General features: G+C 66.0%; 22 protein-coding genes. 12 read left to right on the top strand and 10 right to left on the bottom strand.

Going from position 1 to position 26,683, the window contains the following annotated elements:
* The first annotated feature begins 717 nt into the window (after positions 1 to 717).
* A complete protein-coding gene (locus S58_RS22780) occupies positions 718 to 3,189 on the top strand; it encodes a putative bifunctional diguanylate cyclase/phosphodiesterase (protein WP_015667724.1) in 2,472 nt (823 codons plus the stop codon).
* 361 nt (positions 3,190 to 3,550) lie between these two features.
* Here S58_RS22780 and S58_RS22775 read toward each other — a convergent pair whose 3' ends face one another.
* Positions 3,551 to 4,114 carry a nitroreductase family protein gene (locus S58_RS22775; protein ID WP_015667723.1) on the bottom strand — a complete coding sequence of 188 codons (564 nt, stop codon included), beginning with the start codon at positions 4,112 to 4,114 and terminating at the stop codon, positions 3,551 to 3,553.
* Between the two features lie 249 nt (positions 4,115 to 4,363).
* Here S58_RS22775 and S58_RS22770 point away from each other — a divergent pair, with 249 nt between their 5' ends.
* Entirely contained in the window at positions 4,364 to 5,269 is a 906-nt protein-coding gene (locus S58_RS22770; protein ID WP_015667722.1) for a hypothetical protein, read from the top strand.
* 130 nt (positions 5,270 to 5,399) lie between these two features.
* Here the strand turns inward: S58_RS22770 and thrS are convergent, their stop codons facing one another.
* Positions 5,400 to 7,487: a threonine--tRNA ligase gene (gene thrS, locus S58_RS22765; protein WP_015667721.1), complete on the bottom strand. Its 2,088-nt coding sequence runs from the start codon at positions 7,485 to 7,487 to the stop codon at positions 5,400 to 5,402.
* A 262-nt stretch (positions 7,488 to 7,749) separates the two neighbouring features.
* On the opposite strand from thrS, the gene S58_RS22760 reads away from it, so the two are divergent.
* From S58_RS22760 to S58_RS22750, 3 genes are all read left to right on the top strand, one after another.
* Positions 7,750 to 9,186 carry a COG3904 family protein gene (locus tag S58_RS22760; protein ID WP_015667720.1) on the top strand — a complete coding sequence of 479 codons (1,437 nt, stop codon included), beginning with the start codon at positions 7,750 to 7,752 and terminating at the stop codon, positions 9,184 to 9,186.
* Positions 9,187 to 9,269: 83 nt separating this feature from the next.
* Positions 9,270 to 10,445, top strand: coding sequence for an MFS transporter (locus tag S58_RS22755; RefSeq protein WP_015667719.1), 1,176 nt, complete (start codon positions 9,270 to 9,272; stop codon positions 10,443 to 10,445).
* Positions 10,446 to 10,593: 148 nt separating this feature from the next.
* Positions 10,594 to 10,965: a hypothetical protein gene (locus tag S58_RS22750; protein ID WP_015667718.1), complete on the top strand. Its 372-nt coding sequence runs from the start codon at positions 10,594 to 10,596 to the stop codon at positions 10,963 to 10,965.
* 32 nt (positions 10,966 to 10,997) lie between these two features.
* Here S58_RS22750 and S58_RS22745 read toward each other — a convergent pair whose 3' ends face one another.
* Positions 10,998 to 12,242 carry a hypothetical protein gene (locus S58_RS22745; RefSeq protein ID WP_015667717.1) on the bottom strand — a complete coding sequence of 415 codons (1,245 nt, stop codon included), beginning with the start codon at positions 12,240 to 12,242 and terminating at the stop codon, positions 10,998 to 11,000.
* Positions 12,243 to 12,590: 348 nt separating this feature from the next.
* On the opposite strand from S58_RS22745, the gene S58_RS22740 reads away from it, so the two are divergent.
* On the top strand, positions 12,591 to 13,967 hold the full coding sequence (locus S58_RS22740) for an APC family permease (protein ID WP_042340869.1): 1,377 nt from the start codon (positions 12,591 to 12,593) through the stop codon (positions 13,965 to 13,967).
* Between the two features lie 2 nt (positions 13,968 to 13,969).
* Positions 13,970 to 15,208: a hypothetical protein gene (locus tag S58_RS22735; protein ID WP_015667715.1), complete on the top strand. Its 1,239-nt coding sequence runs from the start codon at positions 13,970 to 13,972 to the stop codon at positions 15,206 to 15,208.
* A gap of 10 nt (positions 15,209 to 15,218) precedes the next feature.
* Here S58_RS22735 and S58_RS22730 read toward each other — a convergent pair whose 3' ends face one another.
* The gene (locus tag S58_RS22730; protein ID WP_015667714.1) at positions 15,219 to 15,443 is read right to left on the bottom strand and encodes a hypothetical protein; all 225 of its coding nucleotides are present in this window, start codon (positions 15,441 to 15,443) and stop codon (positions 15,219 to 15,221) included.
* A gap of 144 nt (positions 15,444 to 15,587) precedes the next feature.
* Positions 15,588 to 15,941 (bottom strand): membrane protein insertion efficiency factor YidD, encoded by a 354-nt coding sequence (yidD, locus tag S58_RS22725; protein WP_015667713.1) that lies wholly within the window; start codon positions 15,939 to 15,941, stop codon positions 15,588 to 15,590.
* 263 nt (positions 15,942 to 16,204) lie between these two features.
* On the opposite strand from yidD, the gene S58_RS22720 reads away from it, so the two are divergent.
* Entirely contained in the window at positions 16,205 to 17,107 is a 903-nt protein-coding gene (locus S58_RS22720) for a COG3904 family protein (RefSeq protein ID WP_015667712.1), read from the top strand.
* A gap of 189 nt (positions 17,108 to 17,296) precedes the next feature.
* Here S58_RS22720 and S58_RS22715 read toward each other — a convergent pair whose 3' ends face one another.
* The gene (locus tag S58_RS22715) at positions 17,297 to 17,758 is read right to left on the bottom strand and encodes an iron-sulfur cluster assembly scaffold protein (protein WP_015667711.1); all 462 of its coding nucleotides are present in this window, start codon (positions 17,756 to 17,758) and stop codon (positions 17,297 to 17,299) included.
* Positions 17,759 to 17,987: 229 nt separating this feature from the next.
* On the opposite strand from S58_RS22715, the gene folE reads away from it, so the two are divergent.
* The 4 genes from folE (at position 17,988) to S58_RS22695 (ending at position 21,852) form a co-directional block, all read left to right on the top strand.
* Complete coding sequence (gene folE / locus S58_RS22710) at positions 17,988 to 18,695, top strand: GTP cyclohydrolase I FolE (RefSeq protein WP_015667710.1); 708 nt, start codon at positions 17,988 to 17,990, stop codon at positions 18,693 to 18,695.
* A gap of 27 nt (positions 18,696 to 18,722) precedes the next feature.
* On the top strand, positions 18,723 to 19,151 hold the full coding sequence (gene hisI, locus S58_RS22705; RefSeq protein WP_015667709.1) for a phosphoribosyl-AMP cyclohydrolase: 429 nt from the start codon (positions 18,723 to 18,725) through the stop codon (positions 19,149 to 19,151).
* Between the two features lie 207 nt (positions 19,152 to 19,358).
* Entirely contained in the window at positions 19,359 to 20,387 is a 1,029-nt protein-coding gene (locus S58_RS22700; protein WP_015667708.1) for a transglycosylase SLT domain-containing protein, read from the top strand.
* Between the two features lie 289 nt (positions 20,388 to 20,676).
* A complete protein-coding gene (locus tag S58_RS22695) occupies positions 20,677 to 21,852 on the top strand; it encodes a DUF2336 domain-containing protein (RefSeq protein ID WP_015667707.1) in 1,176 nt (391 codons plus the stop codon).
* Positions 21,853 to 22,005: 153 nt separating this feature from the next.
* Here S58_RS22695 and S58_RS22690 read toward each other — a convergent pair whose 3' ends face one another.
* From S58_RS22690 to S58_RS22675, 4 genes are all read right to left on the bottom strand, one after another.
* Positions 22,006 to 22,590 (bottom strand): Hpt domain-containing protein, encoded by a 585-nt coding sequence (locus tag S58_RS22690; protein WP_015667706.1) that lies wholly within the window; start codon positions 22,588 to 22,590, stop codon positions 22,006 to 22,008.
* Positions 22,591 to 22,709: 119 nt separating this feature from the next.
* On the bottom strand, positions 22,710 to 23,255 hold the full coding sequence (locus S58_RS22685) for a response regulator (RefSeq protein ID WP_015667705.1): 546 nt from the start codon (positions 23,253 to 23,255) through the stop codon (positions 22,710 to 22,712).
* Positions 23,256 to 23,367: 112 nt separating this feature from the next.
* The gene (locus S58_RS22680) at positions 23,368 to 24,147 is read right to left on the bottom strand and encodes an NAD kinase (protein ID WP_015667704.1); all 780 of its coding nucleotides are present in this window, start codon (positions 24,145 to 24,147) and stop codon (positions 23,368 to 23,370) included.
* Between the two features lie 377 nt (positions 24,148 to 24,524).
* Positions 24,525 to 26,672 carry an adenylate/guanylate cyclase domain-containing protein gene (locus tag S58_RS22675; RefSeq protein ID WP_015667703.1) on the bottom strand — a complete coding sequence of 716 codons (2,148 nt, stop codon included), beginning with the start codon at positions 26,670 to 26,672 and terminating at the stop codon, positions 24,525 to 24,527.
* Between the last annotated feature and the right edge of the window lie 11 nt (positions 26,673 to 26,683).

Below are 26,683 nucleotides of genomic sequence, written 5' to 3'. Positions count from 1 at the left end.
GCGCATCGCCGATCTTTTCCGCCTTTGCCCGTCGGGTTGCTTTGTCGCAGTTACTAGTCCTTGCGCCGTCGGGCAAATCAGGCGGATATTTCCGCGCATCCCGCCTCGAGATGAGGGGCGTATCGCGGTCGTCACGAGACGCGAGGCGGGGAGCGGTGGGCGTGGTGGATTGCAGCGCGGGTTTCTCGCGCCGACGAACGATCTGCTGCGCACGGTCAAGTCGCGCGGTCCTGATATCCCGATGCTGATATCCCGCGCAATGCGCGCAAGCGCATTGTCGCGATATGGTGGCCAGAAAGCCCGGCGCACCAGGGAGAACGCGAAGCAGCCGTTAGACCATCGCGCAGGGAGGGCCGGGTTTCCGGCTGACCTGTGGTACCTGCCGCCTGCATTTTTTTCGCAGGCGGGCCACGGGCCTCAGTCGAGGTCCGGCCTTCCCTGCGCCCTCTGTTTGAAAAGGGCGGTTCTATCAGCAAAACTCGGACAGATATTGTCGCGAGATCGCGAACTCACATCCGTATCGACCACACGGTTATGGCATCGACGATGAACTTGAAGCGATGCTGTCATAGTCGCTAATGCGCGATAACCATGGAACCACTTAAAACTGTCACAATGGCTGCGCGCACGGCGCGAAGCCAGTCGATTTACAGCTCATTAAAGACGCGTCTGCTTCAGATACCGCTGGGACCGACAGGGTGGCGATTGAGTGGAATGATGAGTGCCGCGACGACCAAAGCGCCTGCAACGATCAGCAACGATCTCTTCGACGACATCCCGGTGCTCAGGCGCAAATGGCAGGCGGCGCTGAAGCCCGGCCAGACATTGCCGCGTTACGAGGACGTCATGCTCGGCAGCCTCGGGCGCCTCGCCGATCACATCGCGGTGCTCAACAACGAGGACGGCCGCCTGCAGATTTCGCGCAGCGGCCGCTACGTCCAGCAATGGCTGCAGGACGAGCGTTGGGACATCGCCGTCGACTCCGTGTCGCCGGATTGCGCCACCGTGCTGGTGGAGGCCGCCAATTGCGCGCTCGCGAGTGGCCAGCCTTATCTCGCCAATGCGCATTGCGTGCGCGACGGCATGGTCCGCACCTATGACGTCCTGGCGCTGCCGACCAACTCGCGCTGGGGCAGCACGCTCGTCGGCACCTATGTCAACGAGCGCACGACGCAATACAATCTGCTCGATGCGATCTTCTCGACGACCGATGACGGTGTCGTCTCGCTCGCGACCATCCGCGACAGCGCGGGCGCGCCGAGCGATTTCCAGATCGTCCATCACAATCGCGCGGCGGCCGACCTGCTCCGGCTGCCGTCGGCGACGCTGCAATGGCACCGCCTGAAGCAGGGCGGCAACATGCTGTGCTCGCCCGAGGTGCTGGCGCGGTTGTTCAAGGTGGTCGGTCTCGGGCAGCGCGATCAGTTCGAGCTCGACTGCGACGATCGCAGCCTGCGGCTCGGCGCTCATGCCTTCGGCGACATCGTCTCGCTGACCATCGCCGACGTCACGGCGATGAAGCGGCGCGAGGCGTCGTTCCGGCTGCTGTTCGATGTCAATCCGGTCCCGATGTGCATCCTCGACAGGACAACGGCTCAGTTCCTCAACGTCAACGACGCCCTGGTCCGGCATTATGGTTATGGCCGGCCGGATTTCCTGCGCATGAGCGTCTGGGACCTGTGGCCGCCGGGCGAATGGGAAACGCTCGACGATGCGCTGTCACGGCTCGCCGATAGCAACGAGTTTCACCGCGACTGGCGTCACCGCACAGCCGACGGCAGCGAGATCGAGGTGCTGACCTACGGACGCGAAATCGCTTTCGATGGCCGTGACGGTGTGCTGGTCGCAATCGTGGATATCACCGAGCGCCGCCGCGCCGAGGCGCGCATCGCCTACATGGCGCATCATGACGGCCTCACCGGCCTGCCGAACCGTGAATTCTTTCAGCAGCGCCTGACGCAGGAGCTCGATGGCGCCGTGCTGGAGAACAAGCACATCGCTGTGATGTGCATCGACCTCGATCTGTTCAAGACCATCAATGATTCCTTCGGTCATCCGATGGGCGACCGGCTGCTGCAGGCGGTCGCGGGCCGGCTCCGGCAGCAGATGCATGGCGATCATCTTGCGGCGCGGCTGGGCGGCGACGAGTTCGCCGTGATCCTCGGGCGGACCGGGGCCGATGAGGCGAGCGCGAGCGCGGCCCATCTGATCTCGGCGCTCAGCGCGCCCTACGACATCGGCGGCAACGAGCTCGTGATCGGCGCCTCCATCGGCATCGCGCTGTCGCCGGGCGACGGCGCGAGCTGGGAGGAGCTGATGAAGAACGCCGACATGGCGCTGTACCGCGCCAAGCAGGACGGCGGCCGCGTGCATCGGTTCTTCGAGAAGGAGATGGACCGCCAGGCGCAGAAGCGGCGCGACATGGAGCATGATCTGCGCCTGGCCTTTGCGCAAGGCGAGTTCGAGCTGCACTACCAGCCGCTGGTCGACGTTGCGACCACCGCCATCTCCGCGTTCGAATGCCTGCTGCGCTGGCACCACCCCGACAAGGGCATGATCTCGCCGGCGGATTTCATCCCGGTGGCCGAGGACATCGGCCTGATCGTGCCGCTCGGCGAATGGGTGCTGCGCGAGGCCAGCCATGAAGCGGCCAAATGGCCCGAGGGCATCAAGGTCGCGGTGAACCTCTCGGCCGTGCAGTTCCGCAGCCGCAACCTGGTGCAGGTCGTGATGCAGGCGCTGGCGCAGTCGGCGCTGGCGCCTGAGCGGCTCGAACTGGAGATCACCGAGTCGATCCTGCTGGCCGAGACCGAGGCCAATCTCGCGACGCTGCATCAGCTGCGCCAGCTCGGCATCCGCATCTCGATGGACGATTTCGGCACCGGCTATTCCAGCCTGAGCTATCTCAGGAGCTTTCCGTTCGACAAGATCAAGATCGACCGCTCCTTCGTGAAGGACCTCGCGCAGCGCTCCGACTGCCTCGCCATCGTCCGCGCCATCTCTGGCCTGGGCAAGAGCCTCAACATCATCACCACCGCCGAGGGTGTCGAGACATCGGATCAGCTCGACTGGCTGCGCGCCGAAGGCTGCAACCAGGTCCAGGGTTTTCTGTTCAGCGCGGCGCGGCCGGCGTCGGAGATTGCCGGTCTGCTGGCGCAGTTCGGCGCGAGAGCATCGAAGGCGGCGTAGATGCGATGACGGCCGCCACACCCCCAACTGTCGTCCCGGACAAGCGCGCCGTAGGCGCGCGCCGATCCGGGATCCATAACCCCGAGAAGATGTGGTGGCGGGCGGTGTCGAACGAGCTTGTGTCGCCACTGCCGCCGGTGGTTATGGGTCCCTGCGCTCGCACTAGCGGATCTACACATCTCAAAAACAGACTCATCTTCAATGGGTTAGCGAAGCGTCTACCTTGGACCATCTGACGTCAGCGCAATCGATGCAAGTGACTCGGATAATTCATGTTTTTCGCCGAGCCGATCGAAATGCTCCAATGAGATGTGTAGATCCGCTAGTGCGCTCGCAGGGACGACAGCGGAGGTTGTGGCGCTCAGAACCGCGTCACGATGTCCGTCAGCGCCGGCCGCGGGCGGTCCTCGCTCGGTCTGGTCGGCTTGCCCACATGAATGAGCCCCGCCAGCTTCTCGTCGGCCTTCAGGCCGAGCCCGTCCATCACGTCGCGGTCGAACATGAACCAGCCGGACAGCCAGCAGCCGCCATAGCCGAGCGCCGTTGCGGCGGTCAGGATGTTCATGGCGCTGGCGCCGGCGGACAGCTCCTGCTCATATGCCGGCACCTTGGGATGCGGCTTGGTGAAGCTGACCAGCCCGATCACCAGCGGCGCCTCCATGAGGCGGTTCTTCTCGACCTCGAGCTCGGCGGCGCTGGCCTGCGGGTTCTTGCTGGCGAACACCGACGCGATCACGTCGCCGGCGCGGCGGCGGCCGTCGCCCTCGAACACGATGAAGCGCCACGGCGCGAGCTTGCCATGGTCCGGCACGCGGGCGCCGATGGTCAGGATGGTGTCGAGCTCGGCGGGCGAGGGGCCGGGGCCGCTCATCTCGCGCGGCTTCACGGAACGGCGGGTCTTCAGGAGTTCAAGGGCATCAGGCACGTGGCGGGATCTTTCTTGCGTTTCAGGCGACAGATAGCATGCGCGACTGCCGCCAACGAGGCCACGGCACGGCGTTTTGATCGCTTCTACGGCCCGGCTCGGCCAGGGCAGCTGCAGGGAGCTGCGGCCATCTGCCCGAGCCGCAATCCTTCCGGCGAATTGTCGAACCTTGGGCCGGCCGGTAAAAACATAATGCTGAGGGATCCGCGAGGGGGCGCTCCAAGTGCACGGTCCGACCTGCAAATGACGATGCTGACACCTTCACCCGACGCCGTCATCCGGCTGCGCGCGCAGCCCGGCTTTATCTTGGCGATGCGAGCCTCGACGGCGGCCGCGGTCAGGCTCTACCGGGGTGATCGGATCCTCAATGCGCTGCTGAGCGACCGGGCGCGGGCGCTGTTTCCGCATGTCGCGCTGTATCTGCATTTCGCCGAAGAGCGGGACGGCGAGCTCGGTCTCACGGTCGGCGCCATGAAAGAGATGTGCGTCAGGCTCGGCCTGTGCAGCGGTGGCCGCTGCGAGGCGATGCTGGCCTTGATGCGCGCGACCGGGCTGGTCGCGTCCGCCTCCAATCCGAACCGGCGCCGGCGTCCGCTGGTGCCCACCGACAAACTGATCGCGCTGCATCGCGAGCGCTGGGGCGTACAGTTCGACGCCATGAGCGCGGTGATCCCGGCGGCCGTGGCTTATCGCGCCGCGCTGAACCATCCGGCCTTCGTCAAGTCCTTCGTGCTCGAGCTCGGCCGCCGCTTCATCGCCGGCGTGCGGATCCTCGAAGGCGCGCCCGAGCTCGGGCCGTTTGCCGAGCGCACCGCCGGCATGGTGATCCTGTTCAGCCTGGCCTCGAGCGGCGAGCCGGGCCAGCCGTTCCCGCCCGATGGCCCCGTGCCGCTCTCGATTAACGGGCTCGCGACGCGCTTCTCGGTGTCGCGCAAGCACGTGCTGACCCTGCTGCGCGACGCCGAGGCGCAGGGGGTGCTCGCCCGCGGCGGCGCCGGCAACGATGCCCTCACCATCCTGCCGCGGGGACGCGAGGCGATCGAGCAGATGCTCGCGACGATGTTTCTCTACATGGCCGACTGCGCCGAGGTGGCGCTGCAGGCGGCGGGCAGAGAGGAGAGAGCGACCGATGCGGGCGTCAGTCTGTCCGCGTAACAGATGCGTAGCCCGGATGAGCGCACGCCGGAGCCCGTCAGGGCGACGGCGGGAGCGACATCCGGGGTCTCACGCGCAGCGGTGGTGAACCCGCATGTCGCTGCGCTCATGCGGGCTACGGGCTACGACGTCACGCCGCCTCGCGCTGACGGCGCCTCACGTCCGGCGGCGTCGCCTCGTCGACCAGAGCGGCAATCGCCTCCGCGGTGGGCATCACGGTCTGGCCGTCGCGGCCGAGCCGGCGCACCGAGACGGAATGCGTCTCGGCCTCCTTCTTGCCGACGACGAGCAGCGCCGGGATCTTCTGCAGCGAGTGCTCGCGGACCTTGTAGTTGATCTTCTCGTTGCGCAGGTCGATCTCGCACCTCAAGCCGGCCCGCCGCAGCGCCGCCAGCACCTGCTTGGCGTATTCGTCGCCTTCCGAGGTGATGGTGGTGACCACGACCTGGGTCGGCGCCAGCCACAGCGGGAAGCTGCCGGCATAGTGCTCGATCAGGATGCCGATATAGCGCTCCATCGAGCCGCAGATCGCGCGATGCACCATCACCGGCGGCTTCTTGGCGCCGTCGGCGTCGATGTAGAACGCACCGAACCGTTCGGGCAGGTTGAAGTCGACCTGCGTGGTGCCGCACTGCCAGTCGCGGCCGATGGCGTCGCGCAACACGTATTCGAACTTCGGCCCGTAGAACGCGCCTTCGCCCGGATTGATCTCGGTCTTGATGTGGTTGCTCTGCGCCTTGATCTCGTTCAGCACGGTCGCCATCACGCGCTCGGCGTGATCCCACATCTCGTCGGTGCCGACGCGCTTGTCCGGCCGGGTCGAGAGCTTCACCGTCAACTCGCCCTCGAAGCCGAAATCCGAGTAGGTCGAGAGAATGAGATCGTTGATCTTCAGGCACTCCTCGGCGAGCTGTTCCTCGGTGCAGAAGATGTGCGCATCGTCCTGGGTGAAGCCGCGCACGCGCATCAGGCCGTGCATGGCGCCGGAGGCCTCGTAGCGGTGCACGACGCCGAACTCGGCGAGCCGCAGCGGCAGGTCACGGTAGCTCTTCAGGCCATGCTTGAAGATCTGCACGTGGCCGGGGCAGTTCATCGGCTTCAGCGCGAACCAGCGCTTGTCCTCGGCCTCGTCGCCGGCGGACTGGGCCGCGAACATGTTCTCGCGATACCAGTTCCAGTGGCCGGAGGTTTCCCACAGCGACTTGTCGAGGATCTGCGGCGCATTGACCTCGTCATATTCGCCAGCGAGACGTCGGCGCATATAGGCGATCAGCGCCTGGAAGATGCTCCAGCCCTTGGGGTGCCAGAACACGACGCCCGGACCTTCCTCCTGGAAATGAAACAGGTCGAGCTCGCGGCCGAGCTTGCGGTGATCGCGCTTCTCGGCCTCCTCGATCTGCTTGAGGTAGGCGTCGAGCTGCTCCTGCTTGGCAAAAGCGGTGCCGTAGATGCGGGTCAGCATCGGATTGTTGCTGTCGCCGCGCCAATAGGCGCCCGCCACCTTCATCAGCTTGAAGGCGTTGCCGATCTTGCCGGTCGAGGTCATGTGCGGACCGCGGCACAGGTCGAACCAGTCGCCCTGGTAGTAGATCTTGATCGGCTCCTGGCCGGGAATGGCGTCGACCAGCTCGACCTTGAAGGCCTCGCCCTTGTCGCGGAACACCTGCTTGGTCTTCTCGCGGTCCCACACCTCCTTGGTGAAGGGTTTGTCGCGGCCGATGATCTCGCGCATCTTCTTCTCGATCGCGGCGAAGTCCTCGGGGGTGAACGGCTCGTTGCGGAAGAAGTCGTAATAGAAGCCGTTCTCGATCACCGGACCGATGGTGACCTGGGTCCCCGGCCACAGCGCCTGCACGGCCTCGGCGAGCACATGCGCGCAATCGTGCCGGATCAATTCCAGCGCGCGCGGATCGTCGCGGTCGACGAGCTCGAGCTTGGCATCGTCATGGATGGGATCGTTGAGGTCGACGACGTCGCCGTTCAGCGCCATGGCGACGGTGCGCTTGGCGAGCGAGGGCGAGATGCCCTTGGCGATGTCGAAACCGGTGGTGCCCCTGGGATATTCGCGCCTCGCGCCGTCGGGGAAGCTGATCGTGATCTTCTCGACCGGGGCGGCGGGCTTCAAATTGCTGAGGCTGTATTGGAAGCCGGATTCGGCTTTCGCCGGGTCGAGCTTGGACTGGTCGGATTTGGAATGGTCAGGCTTGGAATCGGGCATGGGTCTCTCCGTGAGCTCACTCCTGCGAACGAGCGCAGGTAAGCGGGAGCAAGCGGTATAGCAGGGGATTCGGAGGCTGCAACCGGGCAAGGGACGGGAAAACTGGCTGATTGGCGCCGCTGGGGACGATGCGGAGATTGCCGCGGCGGGCCGGTATGATACAACTTCAAGTGTTCGGGGCGTGGGGACGCGTTTGGCGATGGTGTCCATAGGGGAGGCGCCGCTCTCTCTTCATCGGTGTGGCGGCATACGGGTTGCGGCAATGGTGCTCGCGATCGTGCTGATGGTCGCGCCAGCGCGTGGGGCGGTGCCGCCGACGGCGAAGCCCGCGGTGCCGGCGAGGTCCGTGCTCCAGGCCAAGCCTGCGCTGCAAGCCAAGCCCGCGCAGCAAGCCAAGCCTGCGTTGCAAACCAGGCCGGCACTGCAAGCCAATCCGGCGATGGCGGCCAGGCCCGCACCCCAGGTCAAGCCTGCCACGGAGCTCAAGCCTGCGGGCCGCGCGGCGCGGCGATCGCCGGGGATCGGCGAGGGCATCGCGCCGATCTCGTTTGCCCTCGTCAAGGGTGCGCCCGGCGCCTGCGGCCCTGGCTGCGACGGCTGGATTGCGGCCGAAGGCAAGATCGACAACAGCGCCGCGGCGCGCTTCCGCAAGTTCATGAAGCAGATCGGCGAGCGGAAGCTGCCGATCTACTTCAATTCGCCGGGCGGCAATCTCGAGCAGGCGCTCGCGATCGGCACCATGCTGCGCGAGAAGAAGGCCGTGGTCCGGATCGGACGGACCACGCTGCGCGAATGCGGCTTCGAGCCCCAGGAAGGCGAGGCCTGCACCAGGCTCAAGCAATCCGGGCGTGAGCTGCACGGCGAGGTCTGGACGCGCGGCGCGATATGCAATTCGGCCTGCCCCTATCTGATCCTCGGTGCGCCTTCGCGCGACATCGCCCCCGACGTGACGCTCGCGGTGCATTCGCCGCGCGTCATCCTGAACTTCACCGGCGGCGTGCCGACCCGTGAAATGCGGGCGCAGGCCCTGCAGCGGGCGATGGAACGCTCCGACAAGATGGTGCTCGATTATATCGCCAAGCTCGGGGCGGATCCGGGTCTGCTGACCGTGGCCCGGTCGGTGCCGTTCGAGAGCATGCGCATCCTGACGCGGGAGGAGATCGCGCGCTTTGCGCTCGATCGTCGCGACCGGGTCGAGAGCCCCTGGATGTTCGAGGCCGCCAGTCGCGGCATCGCCTACAAGACGATCCTGACGCGGAAGGATGGCGAGGCCACGTTCCGGACCACGCGCCTGCAGCTCGTCTGCTTCGACCAGGATCGCTTCGAGCTCGACGTCGAGCGCAACGCAGTGTCCACGGTGGGAGCGGGGGCTCTGTCGCTGGCGGGCGGCGAGGTCCGGCTCAACTTTCTTTCGCCGCCACGGCGGGCCGGCGACCGCGAGACCTGGGGTGTGTTCTTGAACGCAAGCCAGATGCGGGCGCTGGCCTCCGCTGACGGCGCCGAGCTGCGTGACGCGCTGTTGAATGCCGCGCGTCCCAACGTCGCGACCTTTCCGGTCGCAGGCGATGGTCTGCAGAGCGCGCTGAAGCGGCTGACGGACACCTGTCCGCCGCCGAAGGCCGTCGTCCATCCCTCAGGGGCGCCGGTGCCTTGGACCGAGGTTCCGTGGCCGCAGGCCTCGGCGCAGCCGGCGCCGTAATGGTCTGAACGGAGAAGAGAATGTCATGGACGGCATGAGATGTTTTCATGCAGATGCATGAAAATCTCTGCTAATGAGCCCCCATGACGTCCAGCCAGATTCCCCATCGTTTCGCCCCGACCGCATTGATGCTCGGCAACATCGTCACCGGCTGTTCGGTGATGGCGCCCGCCGGCATGCTGCCCGAGCTCGCTTCGGGGTTCGGCATCGGCGTGCACACGGCCGGGCTTCTGATCACGTTCGGTGCGGTGTTGCTGTGCATCTGCTCGCCGCTGAGTGCCTGGCTCACCAGCCGCTTCGACCGCCGCCTGCTGCTGACGGCGACACTGCTGGTGCTCACGCTCGGCAATCTCGCATCCGCATTCGCGCCGGATTATGCGAGCCTGCTCACGGTCCGGCTGCTGATGCTGGCGGTCGGAGCGCTGTATACGCCGCAGGCGGCGGGCATGGCCGCGCTGATCAGCCCGGTGGACAAGCGCGGCAGCACCATGGCCTATGTGTTCCTCGGCTGGTCGCTGGCCGCGGCCGTTGGACTTCCGCTGATCACCTTCATCGCCAGCCATTCGGGCTGGTGGGCCGCCTATCTAGCCGTCGGCGCCGCCGGAGCGGTCAGCTTCGGACTGCTGACATGGCGGCTGCCCTCCGGGCTGAAGGGCGCACCGGTCGATCTGAAGACCTGGACCGAGCTCGGGCGCAACCGCATGGTGCTGCTGCTGCTCCTGGTCACGACCCTGCAGATGTCGGGACAGTTCGTGATCTTCACCTTCATGGGGCCGCTGCTGAACAAGCTGACCGGCGCGGATGCCAACCAGATCGGACTGGTGTTTGCGATCTACGGCGCCTGCGGTTTCCTCGGCGTCGTCATCGCCACCCGCATCGTCGACGGCTGGGGCGCCTATCGGGCCTCGCTGCTGTTCACCTGCCTGCTGTTCGCGGGGATCACGGTCTGGACGGCCGGCGCGGGCGTATATTCCATGATGGCGGTCGCAGTGGCGATCTGGGGGCTGGGATTTGCATCGGCCAACTCCATGCAGCAGGTCCGCCTGGTCGCGGCGGCGCCGCCATTGGCGTCGGCCTCGGTGTCGCTGAACACCTCGGTGCTCTATATCGGCCAGGCCATCGGTTCCGCGATCGGCGGTGGCCTGTTCGCGCGCGATCTGCTTGGCGCCACCGGATACGTCGCCGTCGCCTTCGTGATGCTGGCGCTGCTCGCCATCCTCGCCAGCCGTCCCCGGGCGCCGGTTGCGGCTTTGGCCTGAGGGTCCCCACTTGCGAACAGCGGCTTGGCGCTTGGCAAAACCGGTCGGACCGGATTAAAGCCGCTGTGGTGGGAGGCTGTGGGGCGGAGACTGCGCCTGTCAGGCGCGTCGTCTTTCGTCTCTACGGTCTGGATGAAAGAGATATGGCATGAAAAAGACGATATTGAGCCTTGCCGCAGTGCTGTTTTGCACCTCTGCGCTTGCGCAGAGCGGCCCGATGGTCGGCGACCGCCCGCTGCTGCAGGTCAAGCCGAAGGGGATGAAGACCGCAGCCGCCGCGCCGGCCAAGCCGCAATCCAAGCCGCAATCGATGGCCGCGAAACTCCAGGCCTGCCTGGAGATCGACGACGGAACCAAGGAGCGGCTGAACTGCTACGACGGCGTCATTCCGCCCGCAGCCAAGCCGAAGGCGACGAAGGCCAAGGCGGTGGCCGACTGTAAGTTCACCAAGGAAGAGGACGAGCGGCTCGCCTGCTTCAACGGCTTCGTCGAGAACATGCCGAAGCTGCCGAAGTCCTGAGACGTTCCGCTCGCCACCAAGGCTGATCGGCCTCAGCGGCTCGATGTGCCGTTCGGGGACGCCTGGACCCCGGCCGCGATCCGGATCGGCGGCTGGGCCGCCGCCATCTTCGTCAGCACATCCCTGACCGGGTGGCGGGTCCAGGCCTGCGTGACGTAGTCGCGATGGGTGATCCCTTCGTCGGTCTCGACGAAGACGACGCTGCCGGGGCGCAGCGGACGGTCCATGTCCTCGGAGATGTCGATGCCGCGGTTGCGCAGCATCGCCATCAGCTCCTGATCGTGCCGTGCGGTATAGCGCGTGTAGGAGCTGATGAAGAAGCCGGACCGGTTGCGCTCGATCCAGTTGGCGAACTTGTCGAGCTGGCCATAGACGGCATCGAGCAGCACGACGCCGCGCACACGCTCGCTGATGCCGCCGACCTCGAGGCTCCATGCGGTCGGCAGGAAGCCGCCGCTGTATCCGACGATCACGATCGGCATGTTGGCGAAGGTCCTGGCGCTCGCCGGATCGCCGGTCAGGCGGGCGAGGCTGGCTGCCGCCTCGTCCATGAAGCGCTTGAAGCCGCCCGGCTGCCAGAACTTGCCGGCGCTCGAATCGGCAGCGTCGACCGCCATCTGCGGCGCGAGCAGCACCGCGTTGACGCCGGACCCGGTGATCTGCTGCGGCACCAGCTGGCGGTCGCGCACGTCGCGTTCGAGCGTGGCGCCATTGCCGTGGAAGAACACCACGATCACGCCCGGCTTGCGCACGTCGAACTGTTCGGGAACGTGCACCAGCACGCGGCTGTCATTGTAGGTCTGGTCCTGCCAGTAGACCCGGCCCGAGAAGCTGCGGTGGCCGCGCCGCTCGCCGCTGCTGACGTTGAGGAAGGGCGCATCCGATGCGGGATTGTTGCCGAAATAAGGGAAGGCCGACGATTTCATGCTGACGAGCGTCGTGAGATCTTCGCGCTGCCGTCCAGCCGGGCGCTGCGGCTCCAGCGAGGCGACCTGATAAGGCGGCGGCTTGGGCGCGAAGTCGGACGGCGTGTGCAGCTGGAAGCTCTCACGCGTCGATGGGAAACGGTCGCTGAACTCCGCCGCCGGGAACCGTTCGTCGAAGCTCAACTCCTGCGCGGGCGCGGCATTCGCCGCCAGCGCTTCCGGATTGGGGGCTTGGCCACATTGAGTGAGCGATAGACATATCGTCGCTGCAGCCGCAGCGGGGAGCCAGCCGGACGCAATCGATCGCGCGCGCCTCCCCGTCCACGCGAATCGTCGTGTACGTCCGGGCATTGCGAGTTTCTGATCCGCCGCGATCATCCGTCCCCAAGACGAGCTGGAGCCGGCAGCGCGGCTCTTCCAACCATCGGACTTCATTAAACCTGCGCCGCCGACGTTGAGGTCGCGTTAAGGATGGTCCCGGTGAAGTCCGGTGCAGAAGGGGGACACACCACGCGATCTTGTCGTGATTGTGAGACGCGCGCGGGGCCGATGCAACGCCAGGGGCTCCCGATCTCGAAAAATAGGTTCTATATTACCGTTCTGCACCGCCATATTTAGTGCGCGTTAACTATGATTGAATGCTTCGGCCGGAACATGAGCCTGGAGCAAGGGAAGGGGCGCCGCGCGTCCTTCAACGAAATGGCTGCATCCGAGGCGGACGATGGGACCTCGGCGGGCCGGTCAGGCGGCGCCGCGCTGGCGTCCGTGTCATTGCCGGTCGCGACCGCGATCGTGATTGCGGACATGATCGGCGTCGGCGTGTTCACGAGCCTGGGCTTTCAGGTCAAGGACATCCCGTCCGGCTTTGCCATTCTGGCGCTGTGGGCGGTGGGCGGCGTCGTCTCGGTCTGCGGGGCGCTGTCCTATGCCGAGCTCGGCGCGATGTTTCCGCGCTCGAGCGGCGAGTACAATTTCCTGACGCGCGCCTTCCACCCGGCGATCGGCTTCATGGCCGGCTGGGTGTCGTCGACGGTCGGGTTCGCGGCGCCGGTGGCGCTCGCGGCGATGGCGTTCGGCGAATATGGCGGAGCCGTTTTGGCCGGGGTCCCGCCGCTCGTGCTGGCCCTGGGCGCCGTCTGGGTGGTGACGTCGGTGCAGCTCGGCGGCATCCGCCAATCGAGCCGCTTCCAGCTGCTGTCGACCCTGCTGAAGCTCGGCCTGATCGTGGCGTTCCTGATTGCGGGCGCCGCCATCTCGGTGCCGCAACCGGTCTCGTTCCTGCCGGTCGCGGCCGACATCGGCTATATCACCAGCGCGGCATTTGCGACCGGCCTCGTGTTCGTGATGTACGCATTCTCGGGCTGGAACGCGGCGACCTACATCATCGGCGAGCTGCACGCGCCGGAGTGGACCTTGCCGCGCGCGCTGCTGGCGGGCACGCTGATCGTGCTCGCGCTCTACATGGCGCTGAATGCGGTGTTCCTCCTGGCGGCGCCGATGAGCGAGCTCACGGGCCAGCTCCAGGTCGCGAGCATCGCCGGTGCCCACATGTTCGGCGAGACGGGCGGGCGCTTCGTCGCGGCGATGATCTGTGCCGGGCTGGTTCCGTCGATCGCAGCGATGATGTGGATCGGCCCGCGCGTGCTGATGACCATGGGCGAGGACATTCCGTCGCTCGCGGTGTTCGCCCGTCGCTCGCGCCGGGGCGCGCCGACCTACGCCGTCCTGTTCCAGCTCATTGTCGCGACGGCAATGCTGTTCACGGAGAGTTTCGAGGCCGTGCTGGACCTGGTCCAGTTCTCGCTCTTGTGCTGCTCGTTCCTCGCGGTGCTCGGCCTGTTCTGGCTGCGCATCACCAGGCCCGATCTCGACCGCCCATACCGCGCCTGGGGCTATCCGATCACGCCATTGATCTTCCTCAGCGTGACCGGGTTCATGATGTACTATCTGGTCACCACGCGCCCCTGGCAGGCCGCGCTCGGCGCTTTGGCGATGCTCTCGGGATTGCTGATCTACTGGTTCGCACACGCGCGGTCGCAACGGACCGCCGCAACAGCCGTGTCGGGGTCGGAGTGAGAATGCGCGTCGTGTCGAGGCTGTGGTTGCTATTCGCCTGTCTGATCGTGTCGATGATCTCTGCGGTTCAGGCTCAAACCGTGACGCCGGACGATACGGCACGGGTGCTGGCGGGCATGGCGCCGTCGGCGGGCTCCCCCTTGAGCGCGCTGACGCAGGACCCGGCCTGGCGCCGGCACGCGGCGTTCTTCGACAACGCGTTCGATCAGCTCGAGCAGCGGCAGCTGTCGAAGATCCGCAGCTGGGCGGATGCCAATCTCGCGACGCCGCAGCAGGCGATGTTCTACTTCTTTTCGGGGCCGGATTTCCTCTACGCCGATGCATTCCATCCGAAGGCTGTGACCTATGTCATGGCCGCGCTCGAGCCGACCGGCCCGATCCCGGATCTGACGAGATTGCCGCGCGGCAGCGTCGGCCCGGCGCTCGCCTATGTCCAGCGTTCGCTGCAGTCGATCCTGAGCTTCTCGTTCTTCATCACCAAGAACATGAAGGTCGACCTGCATGACGGCGAGATCAACGGCACGCTCCCGATCCTCTATGTTTTCCTCGCCCGCACCGGCAAGACGATCCGCAGTGCTGATCTGATCTGGCTGGATGCGACCGGCGTGGTGCATGCGGCCAATGAGCCGGCGACACGCAACGCGACGACCGGCGCCCGCATCGTGTTTGCCGGGGCCGACGGTGTCCAGAAGACGCTGTATTACTTTTCGACGGATCTGTCCGACTCCGGCGTGAAGGCCAGCGGTTTTCTCAAATTCTGCGAGCCGTTCGCTCCCGGCAACAGTCTGCTGAAGAGCGCGTCCTACCTGCTGCACGCGAACAGCTTCTCCCAGGTTCGCAGCTGGCTGCTGAAGAACAGCGCCAGTATCGTCCAGGACGATTCCGGCATTCCGCTCGCGAGCTACGATGCCAGGGCCTGGCGCTTCTTCCCGTTCGGACGCTATGCCGGGCCGATCGATAAGTTCCCGGACATGTACCAGAACAGCTACGCCAGACTGTTCGATCGCGCGCAGCCGCTGGACTTTGGCATCGGCTATCGCTGGCGGACGCGGGAATCGAACGTGCTGCTGTCGGTGAGAGCGCCTTCGGCCGACGCCACGGTCTCGGCCGAGGCGACGGGGCCTGCGGAAACCAGCTACCAGCCGTCGCGGGCGCGCCGTCCGCCGCGTCCGCCGGAGTATAGTCCTGTCTATCCACCGCCGCCGCGGCGCGACGACTTCATCTTCTGGCCGCGCTGGTGACGGGCTGCACTCACCAGTGCACGCTCTGGCTCGGATCGATGTAGGTCGTCGTGGTCGGGGGCAGGGTGGTGCTGTCGGCGAGATAGCGCCAGGCGCCGACAATGACGATGAGCAGCGCGATGATGCAGAGCAGGTCGACCTGCCGCACATCGTGACTCATGCGATCATGGCCGTGCAGGTCGGGTTCGACGCCGGTGCGGGATCGGCGCGATCTCGGGTTGATCGTCCAGCGCATCGCTGGTCCTCCCGAAACGGATTTCGACATCAATGCAACAACAGCGGCGACGTTCCTACCGACGGGCCGCCTGATCACATCAGATTAATCCTGCCACGACATCTTGCCAGTCCGATTTGCTTCAAATTGGATGATGCAGTGCAACTAATGGGGTCCGTTGACGCCACGCCAGCGCGCATAGCGCCACGGCAGGTACCAGCGGGCGCGCGGGGGAATCTCGGCCGGAACGTTGTCGATGCCGGAGGTGCCGAAGGGCTGGCAGCGCAACAGGCGGGCCAGCGTCATCCATCCGCCGGCCCAGAGCCCGTAGGTTTCGATTGCTTCATCGGCATAAACCGAGCACGTCGGCAGATGGCGGCAATTGTAGCCGACCAGCGGCGAAAGCGTGTGGCGATAGAGCCAGATCAGAGCGCGCGCTCCGCGCCTGGGGATTCGCAACAGCGAATCGGGCTGCATGTGCGCCGAGTGGCCGCGCGGATGAGGACATGAGTGCTTCATGGGCGTCGTGCCGGACCGGTGAGCGAACGTTTGACCGGTTCCTGCGCGGGGAACTGCAGCTCGCGCGCATTTGTGGTGATGTGATGCAACAATGACAGGTTTTCAGCGGCGCCGCAGCACGCCGCAGCTGGACGCTCAGGGATTGCCCGGATACGTTTCGGGACAAGGATGTGACAGACTAATAACGGATTTGAGGCCAGCTTGTCAGGTCTTGCCGCGAAGGAAACGAGGAACTGCGTACCGAGCTTAGCGAGGGGGGCGGATTGGGCGTGAGATTGCTGCGGTCGCGTGAATTGCGCTGGATGCTTCTCGGTGTTGCAGCGCTTGGGGCGGTGCTGGGGGGCACCATCACCACCTTGTCGAACACGGCGCGCGCCGGTGGCGCGCTCGAAGAGCGCAAGCTCCCGATGCGGTTTAGCTGGGTGGCCTGCGAGCCCAATTGCGGCTGGGTGAGCGCGGTCGGCATCGTCACCGGCGACAGTCCCAAGGATTTCGAGGATTTCGCCAGGGATCGCGATCTCGCAGGAACCACCCTCGTGCTCGACTCCAGCGGCGGCTCGGTCAATGACGCCATTACGCTCGGGCGCCGGTTCCGTGGCCTCAAGATGCGCACGACGGTCGGGATGACGATGCGGCCGAGCCGGGCCAACGACCGGCCGCGCGTGGTGTCCGAAGCCTATTGCGAGTCGATGTGCGTGTTCCTGCTGCTGGCTGGAACCACCCGCTATGTGCCCGATGCGTCGCATGTGCGGGTCCATCAGATCTGGATGGGGGACCGCGCCGACGACGCCAAGGCCGCCAGCTACACGGCGCAGGACCTGATGATCGTCGAGCGCGACATCGGCCGGCTGGCCAAATACACCTTCGACATGGGCGGAGCCGGGGATCTGCTGTCGCTGGCGCTGAACGTGCCGCCCTGGGAGGATCTGCACGAGCTGTCGCGCACCGAGTTGCGGCTGACCAATCTCGTGACCACGGACATGGTCGCGGACGTGCTGCCGCTGAAGGGCACGATTCCGGTCGCCGAGCTCGCGCCGAAGGCCGCGGAGAAGGCCAAGGACAAGGACAAGCAGCAGGACCGCTTCCCGGTGGCGCTCGACAAGCAACTGTCCCGCACCGCCGAAGCCCTTCCGCCGGCGACGGTCGCCGCCACGCCGCAGCAATAGGCCGTGCGGTAGCCCGGGGCCGCCTGTAGCCCGGATGAGCGCACGACTGCGCCGAAGGGCGAAGGCGGGAGCGACATCCGGGTTCTCGCGAGCTGCGTTTGAGATCCCGGATGTCGCTTCGTCGAAGCCCCCAGGGCTTCGCCGGAGATCATCCGGGGCTACGACTTCGGCCTTGTTCAGCCCCCTTGTTCAGCCCTGCGCCGCGGCAGCTGCCTCGCCCTTGGTCTTGGCCTCGATCTGGCCGATCGCGTCCACCACGGCATCAAAGGTCAGCATCGTCGACGCATGCCGGGCCTTGTAATCCCTGACAGGCTCGAGCAGGGCGATGTCGGCCCATTTGCCCTCCGGCGGGGCGCCGTTCTCCTTCAGCATCCGGCGGACCAGCTCCCGCAGCTCGCGCAGTTCCGCGGCGCTGGAGCCGACGACGTGGCGGGCCATGATCGAGGAGGACGCCTGGCCCAGCGCGCAGGCCTTCACGTCATGGGCGAAGTCGGTCACCACCGGGCCGTCCATCTTGAGGTCGACCTTCACGGTCGAGCCGCACAGCTTGGAATGGGCGGTCGCTGACGCATCCGGATGGTCGAGCCGTCCGAGCCGCGGAATGTTGCCGGCGAGCTCGATGATGCGCTTGTTGTAGATGTCGTTCAGCATGTGCCTGAGGTCCAGCCAATTACCGGCGGGGTCGGCCTTGGCGGCCGGGTTTCATCGCCCTATATTGCGAGTATATGGAAACGATTGGCAGGAATTCCAGCCACATCTACAGGCGTCCGGCGCCAGAAGCGCCCAGTCTGCGTGTGGCGCCTCTGCAGGTGACGCCCTCAAGGTGATGCTGTGCCGGTGACACTCCGGTCGGACCGCCGACCGGTCGAACGGAGTTGAGATGGACACTTTGATCAAGACGTTGCGTGCGAACAAGCCCGAGAGCAAGCCGTTAGACGCCAAGCTGACTGACGCTCGCGCTGCAGAGCTCGATCCGGCTGAGTTCCTCGCCGCTGCCGTGCGGCCCGACCGCGCGCGCCCGTCGCGGGCCGAGGCCGAGGCCGCCGTCTATACGTTGCTGAATTACATCGGCGAGGATCCGACCCGCGAGGGGCTCGTCGACACGCCGCGCCGGGTCGTCGAGGCCTATGACGAGCTGTACCAGGGCTACCACCAGTGCCCGGCCGAGGTGCTCGACCGCACCTTCGGCGAGACCGCCGGCTACGACGACTTCGTGCTGATTCGCGACATCGAGTTCACGTCGCAATGCGAGCATCACATGATGCCCTTCTACGGCCGCGCGCATATCGCCTATACGCCGGTCGAGCGGGTCGTGGGCCTGTCCAAGCTCGCCCGCCTGACCGACATCTTCGCCCGCCGGCTGCAGACCCAGGAGCATCTCACCGCCCAGATCGCGGCTGCGATCGACGAGGTGCTGAAGCCGCGGGGCGTCGCGGTCATGATCGAGGCCGAGCACACCTGCATGTCGGTGCGTGGCGTCGCCAAGCACGGCGCGATCACCTTCACCAGCCGCTTTACCGGCATGTTCCGGGACAATCCGGCGGAGCAGGGACGCTTTCTGTCCATGGTGCGCTCGCCGCAACGGTAGGCCCGCCAGCATCTTAGCGAGAGTTTCGTGTCCTCATCCTCAGTCGAGCGCGAGGAAGGCCTGGCCTTCCTGCCGAAATTCGACGCCGCCGGGCTGGTCACCTGCGTGACCACCGACGCCGCCAGTGGCGACGTGCTGATGGTCGCCCACATGAACGACGAGGCGTTGCGCAGGACGGTCGCGACCGGCGAGGCCTGGTATTTCAGCCGCTCGCGCAACGCCTTGTGGCGCAAGGGTGAGAGCTCGGGTCAGACCCAGCGCGTGCTCGAGATGCGCACCGATTGCGACCAGGACGCGGTCTGGCTGCGCGTCGAGCAGCTCGGGGCAGCCTGTCACACCGGCCGCCACTCCTGCTTCTATCGCAAGGTCGAGCGGGCCGACGACAGCGGGCAGGCGCGGCTCGTCTTCGTCGACGCCGAGCGGCTGTTCGATCCCGCTTCGGTCTATCGCAAGTAGCGAGCCGCGCAGTCGGCCAGCGACCTGCATCCGGACATGTCCGGGCCCGTTTAATTGGACTCGTTTAATTGGGGTCGTTCATTGGCGGTCGTTCATTGGCCTGCCTGGCGTGGCGAATTAACTCGCCATTAACCATGCCGATCGCATTTTGCATGATGTTTCCGGCGCGTTTGTCTGCCAGCGAATCTGCAAACAGCGGGTCTTCCTATGTCGGTCGATGCATCCAACTCCTCGCCCACCGGGATCCTCGATAGCGTCCGGGCGAAGGTCGCCGGCGCGATCAAGCAGGCCGCCGACAGCGTCGGCACCAGCTTCGAATATCTGCTGTCGACCGCGAAGATGGAGTCGGACTTCAACCCGACCGCAGGCGCATCAACGTCATCAGCGCGCGGGCTCTACCAGTTCATCGACCAGACCTGGCTCGGCACGGTGAAGCAGGCCGGCGCCGATCTCGGCTACGGCCAGTATGCCGACGCGATCACCCGGACATCGTCCGGCGACTACACGGTCAGCGATCCCGGCATGCGCCAGGCGATCATGAAGCTGCGCGACGACCCCAAGGCGTCGTCGGCGATGGCGGCGGCGCTGACGCAGAACAACAGCTTTCAGCTCACCGGCATGATCGGCCGGCGGCCGACCGATGCCGAACTCTATATGGCGCATTTCATGGGGGCGGGCGGCGCGGCCAAGCTGATCACCAGCGCCCAGGAGACGCCGAACGCATCCGCGGCCCGGATCTTTCCCAGCGCCGCCGCCGCCAACCGTCCGATCTTTTATGATCGCGACGGACAGGCCCGCAGCGTCTCGCAGGTCTATGCGGTCCTGACCACGCGCTATTCCGGCGCGGCCAACTCCTCGGCCACGCGCGGCGCGCTTGCCCTCTATGGCGGCTCGACGAATGTCGCGGCCAATGCGGCGGGCGGCGGCGCATTGCCAACTACGGATACTGCGACCTTCTTGTCGATGTTTCCCGATGCACGTGGCGCGACGCAGGCCGCGTCCGCGACGACGGCTGACGCATCGACCGCGGGCCGGCCGGCCGATCCGATGTTCCGCTCGCTATTCCAGGTCGACGGCCAGTCGAACCAGGCGGTCTCGCCGACCGTGCGCGAATTGTGGGGCCATTCATCGGTCGCCAGCGCAGCGTCGCCGGACGGCGGGAGCAACGATGGCGGCGGCAGTGCTCCGCGTCGACTCGACCTGTTCAGCGATCCCAATGGGACGTTCTCGGGCTGACGGGCCGACTGCTGCGGTCGTCACCCGTCGCTGAGTCCTTGATCAAAAAGAATTATTTTCGACGCCCTGCCACGGCTCCCGTGGCGGGCCATGGTCGCGTTTCGTCCGTGAGACTACGGCCAAATGAAGCATTGAGAGGTATCATAATATTGTATTGAGCCGACGGCTTAACAAAACATCAACAAAACCAGCCACTTATGGTGAACGCTTTGTTAAGCGTCGTGGTTTATTTTCGGTGCTGTTGAGGCCCTCGTGGCCTTCTTTGCAAGTTGCGTAAGCCGGAAAGACCATGATCGTTCGGCAGTTTCTCAGTTGGGTCAGAACCGCCCCCGCCGGTGAGCGGGCCGAGGCCACCAGGGCCCTCGCGCGGGCGTGGTTGTTGTCGGATCTCGGCGACGAGGATCGTGGCGCCGCCGAAGGCGCGCTCCTCATGCTGCTGGACGATCCGTCGCCGCTGGTGCGGCAGGCGATGGCGGAGGTGTTCGCGCGCTCGGAAGAGGCGCCCGCCGCCATCGTCCAGGCGCTCGCCACCGACCAGCCTTCGGTCGCCGCCATCATCCTCGAACATTCGCCGCTGCTGATCGATGCAGACCTCGTCGACATCGTCGCGACCGGCAACTCGGAAACACAATGCGCCATCGCGCGCCGCGCGGGTCTGCCGGCGCCGGTCTGTGCTGCGATCGCCGAGGTCGGCAGCGCGGCTGCCGCGCTCGAGTTGATCGAGAATGCCTATGCCGAGCTCGCGCCGTTCTCCTGGGACCGCATCGTCGAGCGTCACGGCCATCTCGCGGCCATCCGCGAAGCGATGCTGGTGCTTGACGATCTGCCAGCCGCGACGCGCGCGGCGCTGGTCGACAAGCTGTCCGAGACGCTGGCGCAGTTCGTGGTCGCCAGGAATTGGCTGAGCATCGACCGAGCAGGGCGCATCACCAGTGAGGCGCGCGACCGCTCGACCATCACAATCGCGGCGCGCACGCGCGGCGAGGAATTGCGCGGGCTGGTTCAGCATCTGCGCGCGACGTCGCAACTGACAGCCGGCCTGATTTTGCGGGCGCTGCTGTCCGGCAACGTCGAGCTGTTCGAGATCGCGCTGTCGGAGCTCGCCGACATGCCGCGGGCGCGGGTGTCCGGACTGCTCAACGATCGCGGTCGCGCGAGCCTGCAGGGGCTGCTGCGCAAGGCCGGCATTCCCGACACCACCTTCGATGCCTTCAGGATCGCGCTCGACGTCTGCCGCGAGAACGGCTTTGCCGATACGCTGAGCGGCGCAGCGATCCTGCGCCGCAAGATGGTCGAGCGCGTGCTGACGCATTGCACGACCGACCGCGATGCTGCCGAGCCGCTGCTGATTCTGCTGCGCCGCTTCGCCACCGAATCCGCGCGCGACGAGGCCCGCGAGTTCTGCGATGAGGTGATGGCGGAGGATTTCGTCGCCGGCCTGGAGTTCGGGCTGATCGCAGCGTGAGGGGTGCTGTAGCCCGGATGAGCGCAGCGATATCCGGGTTCACATGTGCAGCGCGTGAGACCCCGGATGTCGCTTCGTCGAAGACCTTCGGGCTTCGCCGGAACTCATCCGGGCTACATTCTTTCCGCGTCTTGCGAGCGCAACCCTTCGCGACTACGGCTGATCGCCCGGCACGAGGCTCGGCGCCAGGATCGCTTCGAGATGCTCGGGGCGGTCGCGGTTGACCTGGACCAGATAGTCGTCGGCGACGCGGCGCAGGCGACGGCTGAGCTCGTTCGCAACCGTCACGCTGTCATATTTCGTGTGATCGTGCACGATCGCCTGGATGGCGTTGACGTGATGCTCGAACAGCTCGGCGGGGACCTTTTCGAGATCGGGCGCGTGCTCGATGATCCGGCACAGGCTGTCGGCAACCTCGGCCGCCGCCGGATAGCCGAAGGTCGCGGCATCGCCCTTGATGTCGTGGGTGGCGCGAAACATCTCTTCGCAGGCATTGTCATCGAAGCCGGTCTTGAGCACGGCCGCATACGCCTTCGACAGGCGATCGGCTTCGGTGTCCATCCACGACTTGAATTCGCCGGACAGTCCGGCGAGCGCCGCTTCCGCACGGGCGATCGGATCGTCGAGATCCTTGCCCTCGGCGCGGTGCAGCACCTTCTTCAGCGGATTGGGCTGGGTGATCACATGGTGCGAGGCGTAGGTCTTGACCTGGATCGCCGGGGCCTTGTCTTTCGCCATCTCGATATCCCCTGATGATGCCGACGCACTCTGACCGATTGCCCCGATTCATAACCGAGGATTCGTGCGCACCGGACCCCGATCCCCGCATTGCGTTAACGCGGGCTCACTGCCGCGCCCTAAACTACGGAGCGCGCTTTATCCAGCAGCGACGGCTGCTGGAAGATTTCCGCCTCGCCACCAACCCGGCGCTCGGGGCCGACATAGGCCGTGTTGGTGTTGCGGCGCCGGTCCGGGCCGAAATAGGTCTTGGTCTTGATGAAGGGCCTGGGATTGGCGACCACGTTGAGGATGCGCTGATAGAGGCCCTTTGCCGAGATCGGCTTGGCGAGGAATTCCGTGACGCCGGCGTCGCGCGCGACGGTGACGCGGCGCTTCTCCGAATGCCCGGTGAGCATGATGATCGGCGCGTAGGGGTTCCCCTTCGCTTCCGGTTGGCGGATCATCTGCGCGAGCTCGAGCCCGTCGAAGATCGGCATCGCCCAGTCGGTGATGACGATGTCGGGCGAGAAATGGGTGTACATTTCGAGCGCGGTCGCGCCGTCCTCGGCCTCGTTGACCTCGCGCGCGCCGAACGAATGCAGCAGCGTGCGCAGGATGCGACGCATGTGCGGGTTGTCGTCGCAGACGAGGAAGCGCAGCTTGTTGAAGTCTATCCGATACATTGGGCCGGCCTGGAGGCATCACCGGTGAAGGTGGTCAACGCGCATTAACCATACGGAGCCGCGCGTTAACAAAGCGTTGCGGTCCGGCCAAACGCAGCGAAAAGCGCTGCGCCTAATAGCCGAACTGCTCGCTCAGGATCCGCTCTTCCAGGCTGTGGCCGGCGTCGAACAGCATCCGCATCGAGATGGTCTTGTCGGAGAGCACCTCGACCCGCCGGACGTCGCGGACCTCGTCATGGTCGGCTACCGCCGCGACCGGACGCTTGTCGCCTTCGAGCACCTCGATGATCACATAGGCGGTGTTCGGGAGCAGGGCGCCGCGCCAGCGCCGCGGCCGGAAGGCGCTGATCGGCGTCAGCGCCAGCAGCGCGGCATTGATCGGCAGGATCGGTCCCTGCACCGAGAGATTATAGGCGGTGGAGCCCGCCGGCGTCGCCACCAGCACGCCGTCGGCGATCAGTTCCGGCATGCGCTCGCGCTCATCGATCAGGATGCGCAGCCGCGCGGTCTGCGCGGTCTGGCGGAACAGGTAGACCTCGTTGATGGCGTGATGGATGTGAACGACGCCGCCGGCGTCCGTCGCCCGCATCAGCAGCGGATGGATCACCGATTCCTGCGCCGCTTCGAGCCGGCCATGCAGATCGATGGTGCTGAACTCGTTCATCAGGAAGCCGACCGTGCCGCGATGCATGCCGTAGATCGGCTTGCCCGAGCGCATGTGGTCGTGCAGCGTCTGCAGCATCAGGCCATCGCCGCCCAGCGCCACCACGACGTCGGCCAGATCCGGATCGGCATTGCCGTACAGTGCGCTCAGCTGCGTCAGCGCGGCCTGCGCCTCGCCACTCGGACTCGCGACGAAGGCGATCCGCTCATATCGCTTGGGCGTGGTCATGCGTCGCAAGGCTCGCTGGTCGGTTGCCGGATGAAGGCGCCGTGTCGTCTACCCGACCTTGGCCGTGCTTGTCCATCGCGCCGGGTATGCCAGGGCAATGGGGCCGGGATGAAGGCCGATCTCGCTCGGAAATGGGCTCAGGATGCGGCATCGGCGACGGATGATGTCTGGCTACGGCAGCGGTGCCCCTGACGCCCACCGCAATTTCCATTTGCTCCGTCATTGCGAGCGGAGTGAAGCAATCCAGTGTGGTGGGCGGGACTCTGGATTGCTTCGCTGCGCTCGCAATGACGGCGGAGAGAGCGTCGCCCGGATGAGCTCCCGCCTTCGCCCTTCGACGAAAGCGACATGCTGGCTACAAGACCGTCATGGCAGCGTCATTTTTCCTGCAGACTGCGGATGGGATCCCAGTCGGTGGTGCCGCCTTTCAGAGCGGCGGCGACGCGTTCGGCGAACAGCGCGCTGGGGGTGTCGCTCGCAGCCGCCGGCGCGAAGCAATCGGCGGCCCGCGGAAGCTCGCCGGCCCGCCAATGCGCGAGGCCAGCCGCGTAGCCGGCGAGCAGCGCGTGCTCCGGCGCGGACAGCTCGGCCGTGCGGCCGTGCAGCTCGTAGATCTTGAGCTGCTGCTCGCGGCCCTTGACGCGGATGGTGTCGAGCTCGCGCCAGGCGAATTCGTCGCCGGCGAGCGCCACCGTGCTGTCGGAGGCGATGATCGTGGTGCCGTAGAACTTGTTCGCGCCTTCGAGCCGCGACGCCACGTTCACGGCGTCGCTCATCACGGAATAATTGAAGCGGCGCTGCGAGCCGAAATTGCCGACCAGCGCGGCGCCGCTGTTGATGCCGATGCGCTGCGCCACCTTGATGCCCTGGAATGCCGTGGACGAAAGGTTGAGCTCGGCGAGCCTCGCCTTGCAGTCGAGCGCCGCGCGAGCCGCGCTCTTGGCATGATCGGGATCGTCGAGCGGGGCGCCGAACACCGCGACCACGGAGTCGCCGATATATTTGTCGACATAGCCGTCATGACTTTCGATGACGTCCGTCATCGCCGAGAGATATTCGTTGGTCAGCGCCATCAACTGCTCCGGCGACATCTGCTCGGCGATGCGCGAGAAGCCCTCGATGTCGGAAAAGAACACGGTGACCTCGCGGGTCTCGCCGCCGAGCTGCGGCAGCCGGCGCGAGGCCAGCATGCGGTCGATCTCGCGCGGCGCGAGGTAGTAGGCAAAGCTCTTCTGCAGCAGCCGGCGGTCCTTGTCGGAGACCATGAAGCGATAGCCGGTGGTCGAAGCCAGCGCGAGCACGCCTGCCGCCAGCGGCTCCGCCAGTGGCAGCAGCTGGGCGTGGTTGAACAGGGCGGTCGCGAGCGCCGTGTAGAGCAGCGCGAGCCCCGCGAGGATCGCGGCTGCGGAGGTGGGACGCAGCAGCCGGGCGAGCAGCGCGGCCAGCAGCGCCATCCCGGCTGCGACCGCAAAAGTCGCGGGCCGGCTCATTTCGGTCGCGGCGTCCTGCCTCACCAGATTGTTCACCGCCGTGGCGTGGATGTAGACGCCGGCAATCGTGCTGCGTGCGAAGGTCTCGGTGACCCTGCGTTCTCCCAGCACGCAACGCGGACGCCGCGCGCCCTCGGCACGGGTCGCGAAGCGCTTCGAGGTCAGCCGCCGATCCTCGATGCCGACGGTGCCGATCAGGACGATCTTGCCTTCGAACTCGCGGCGGAAATAGTCCTTGTCGCCCTTGAGCGCGCAGGCGCGCAGATCGGCGAAGGAGTAGGTCGGAATGTCGTCGGCGCCACCGGCGAAATTCAGCGTCATGGTGCCGGGCACGCTGCTGGGCACCGTGTAGTCGCCGAGCGTCACGCCGTCGGCCGCGATGACCGGCGCCTTGCCGGTTGCGCGCGCCGCCAATTCCAGCGCCATGCTCGGCACCGCCTTGCCTTCGGCATTCAGCGTCAGCGGATGGCGGCGAACGACATCGTCGCTGTCGGTGTAGGTGTTGAGCGGCCTCAAGTTCTGCTGCTGGCGCACCGCGATGCGTTGTCCCGGGGCGGGAAGGATGGGCGGCTTGCCGAAGATCTCACCCAGCACCACCTTGCCGCTGGCCGCCGCTGACGCCAGTGCGCGCAAAAAATCGCGGTCGAAGCCGCGCGTCCGCTCACCCAGCGTGCCGTCGCCGAGCGGAATCTCCGACTGCTCGATCGAGGTCTGGAACACGATGTCGAAGCCGACGGTTTTTGCGCCGCCGTCGAGCACGGCCGTCAGCACGCGGCCGATCTCGCCGGTCCAGGTCAACAGCGGCGCGCCCTTGAAAGGCGCCGCCTGATAGCTTTCCTCATCGATCGCGATCACGACGGCCGGGCTGGTCGCGGCCTCGTAGCGGTTGCCGAACCCCTCGAAGCGCAGCCATGTCAGCGCATCCAGCGACAGCCCCCGGCCGCGCTCGAACGCCGGCGAAACGAACAAGGCCGCACTCGCCAGCGCAATGGCGATGACGGCAAGCGCGTCGCGCGTCCGGCGTCCGATCGCCACTGAGAACTGCT

Source organism: Bradyrhizobium oligotrophicum S58 (assembly GCF_000344805.1).
Classification (GTDB): Bacteria; Pseudomonadota; Alphaproteobacteria; order Rhizobiales; family Xanthobacteraceae; genus Bradyrhizobium; species Bradyrhizobium oligotrophicum.
This window is presented reverse-complemented; position numbering and strand designations above follow the sequence as displayed.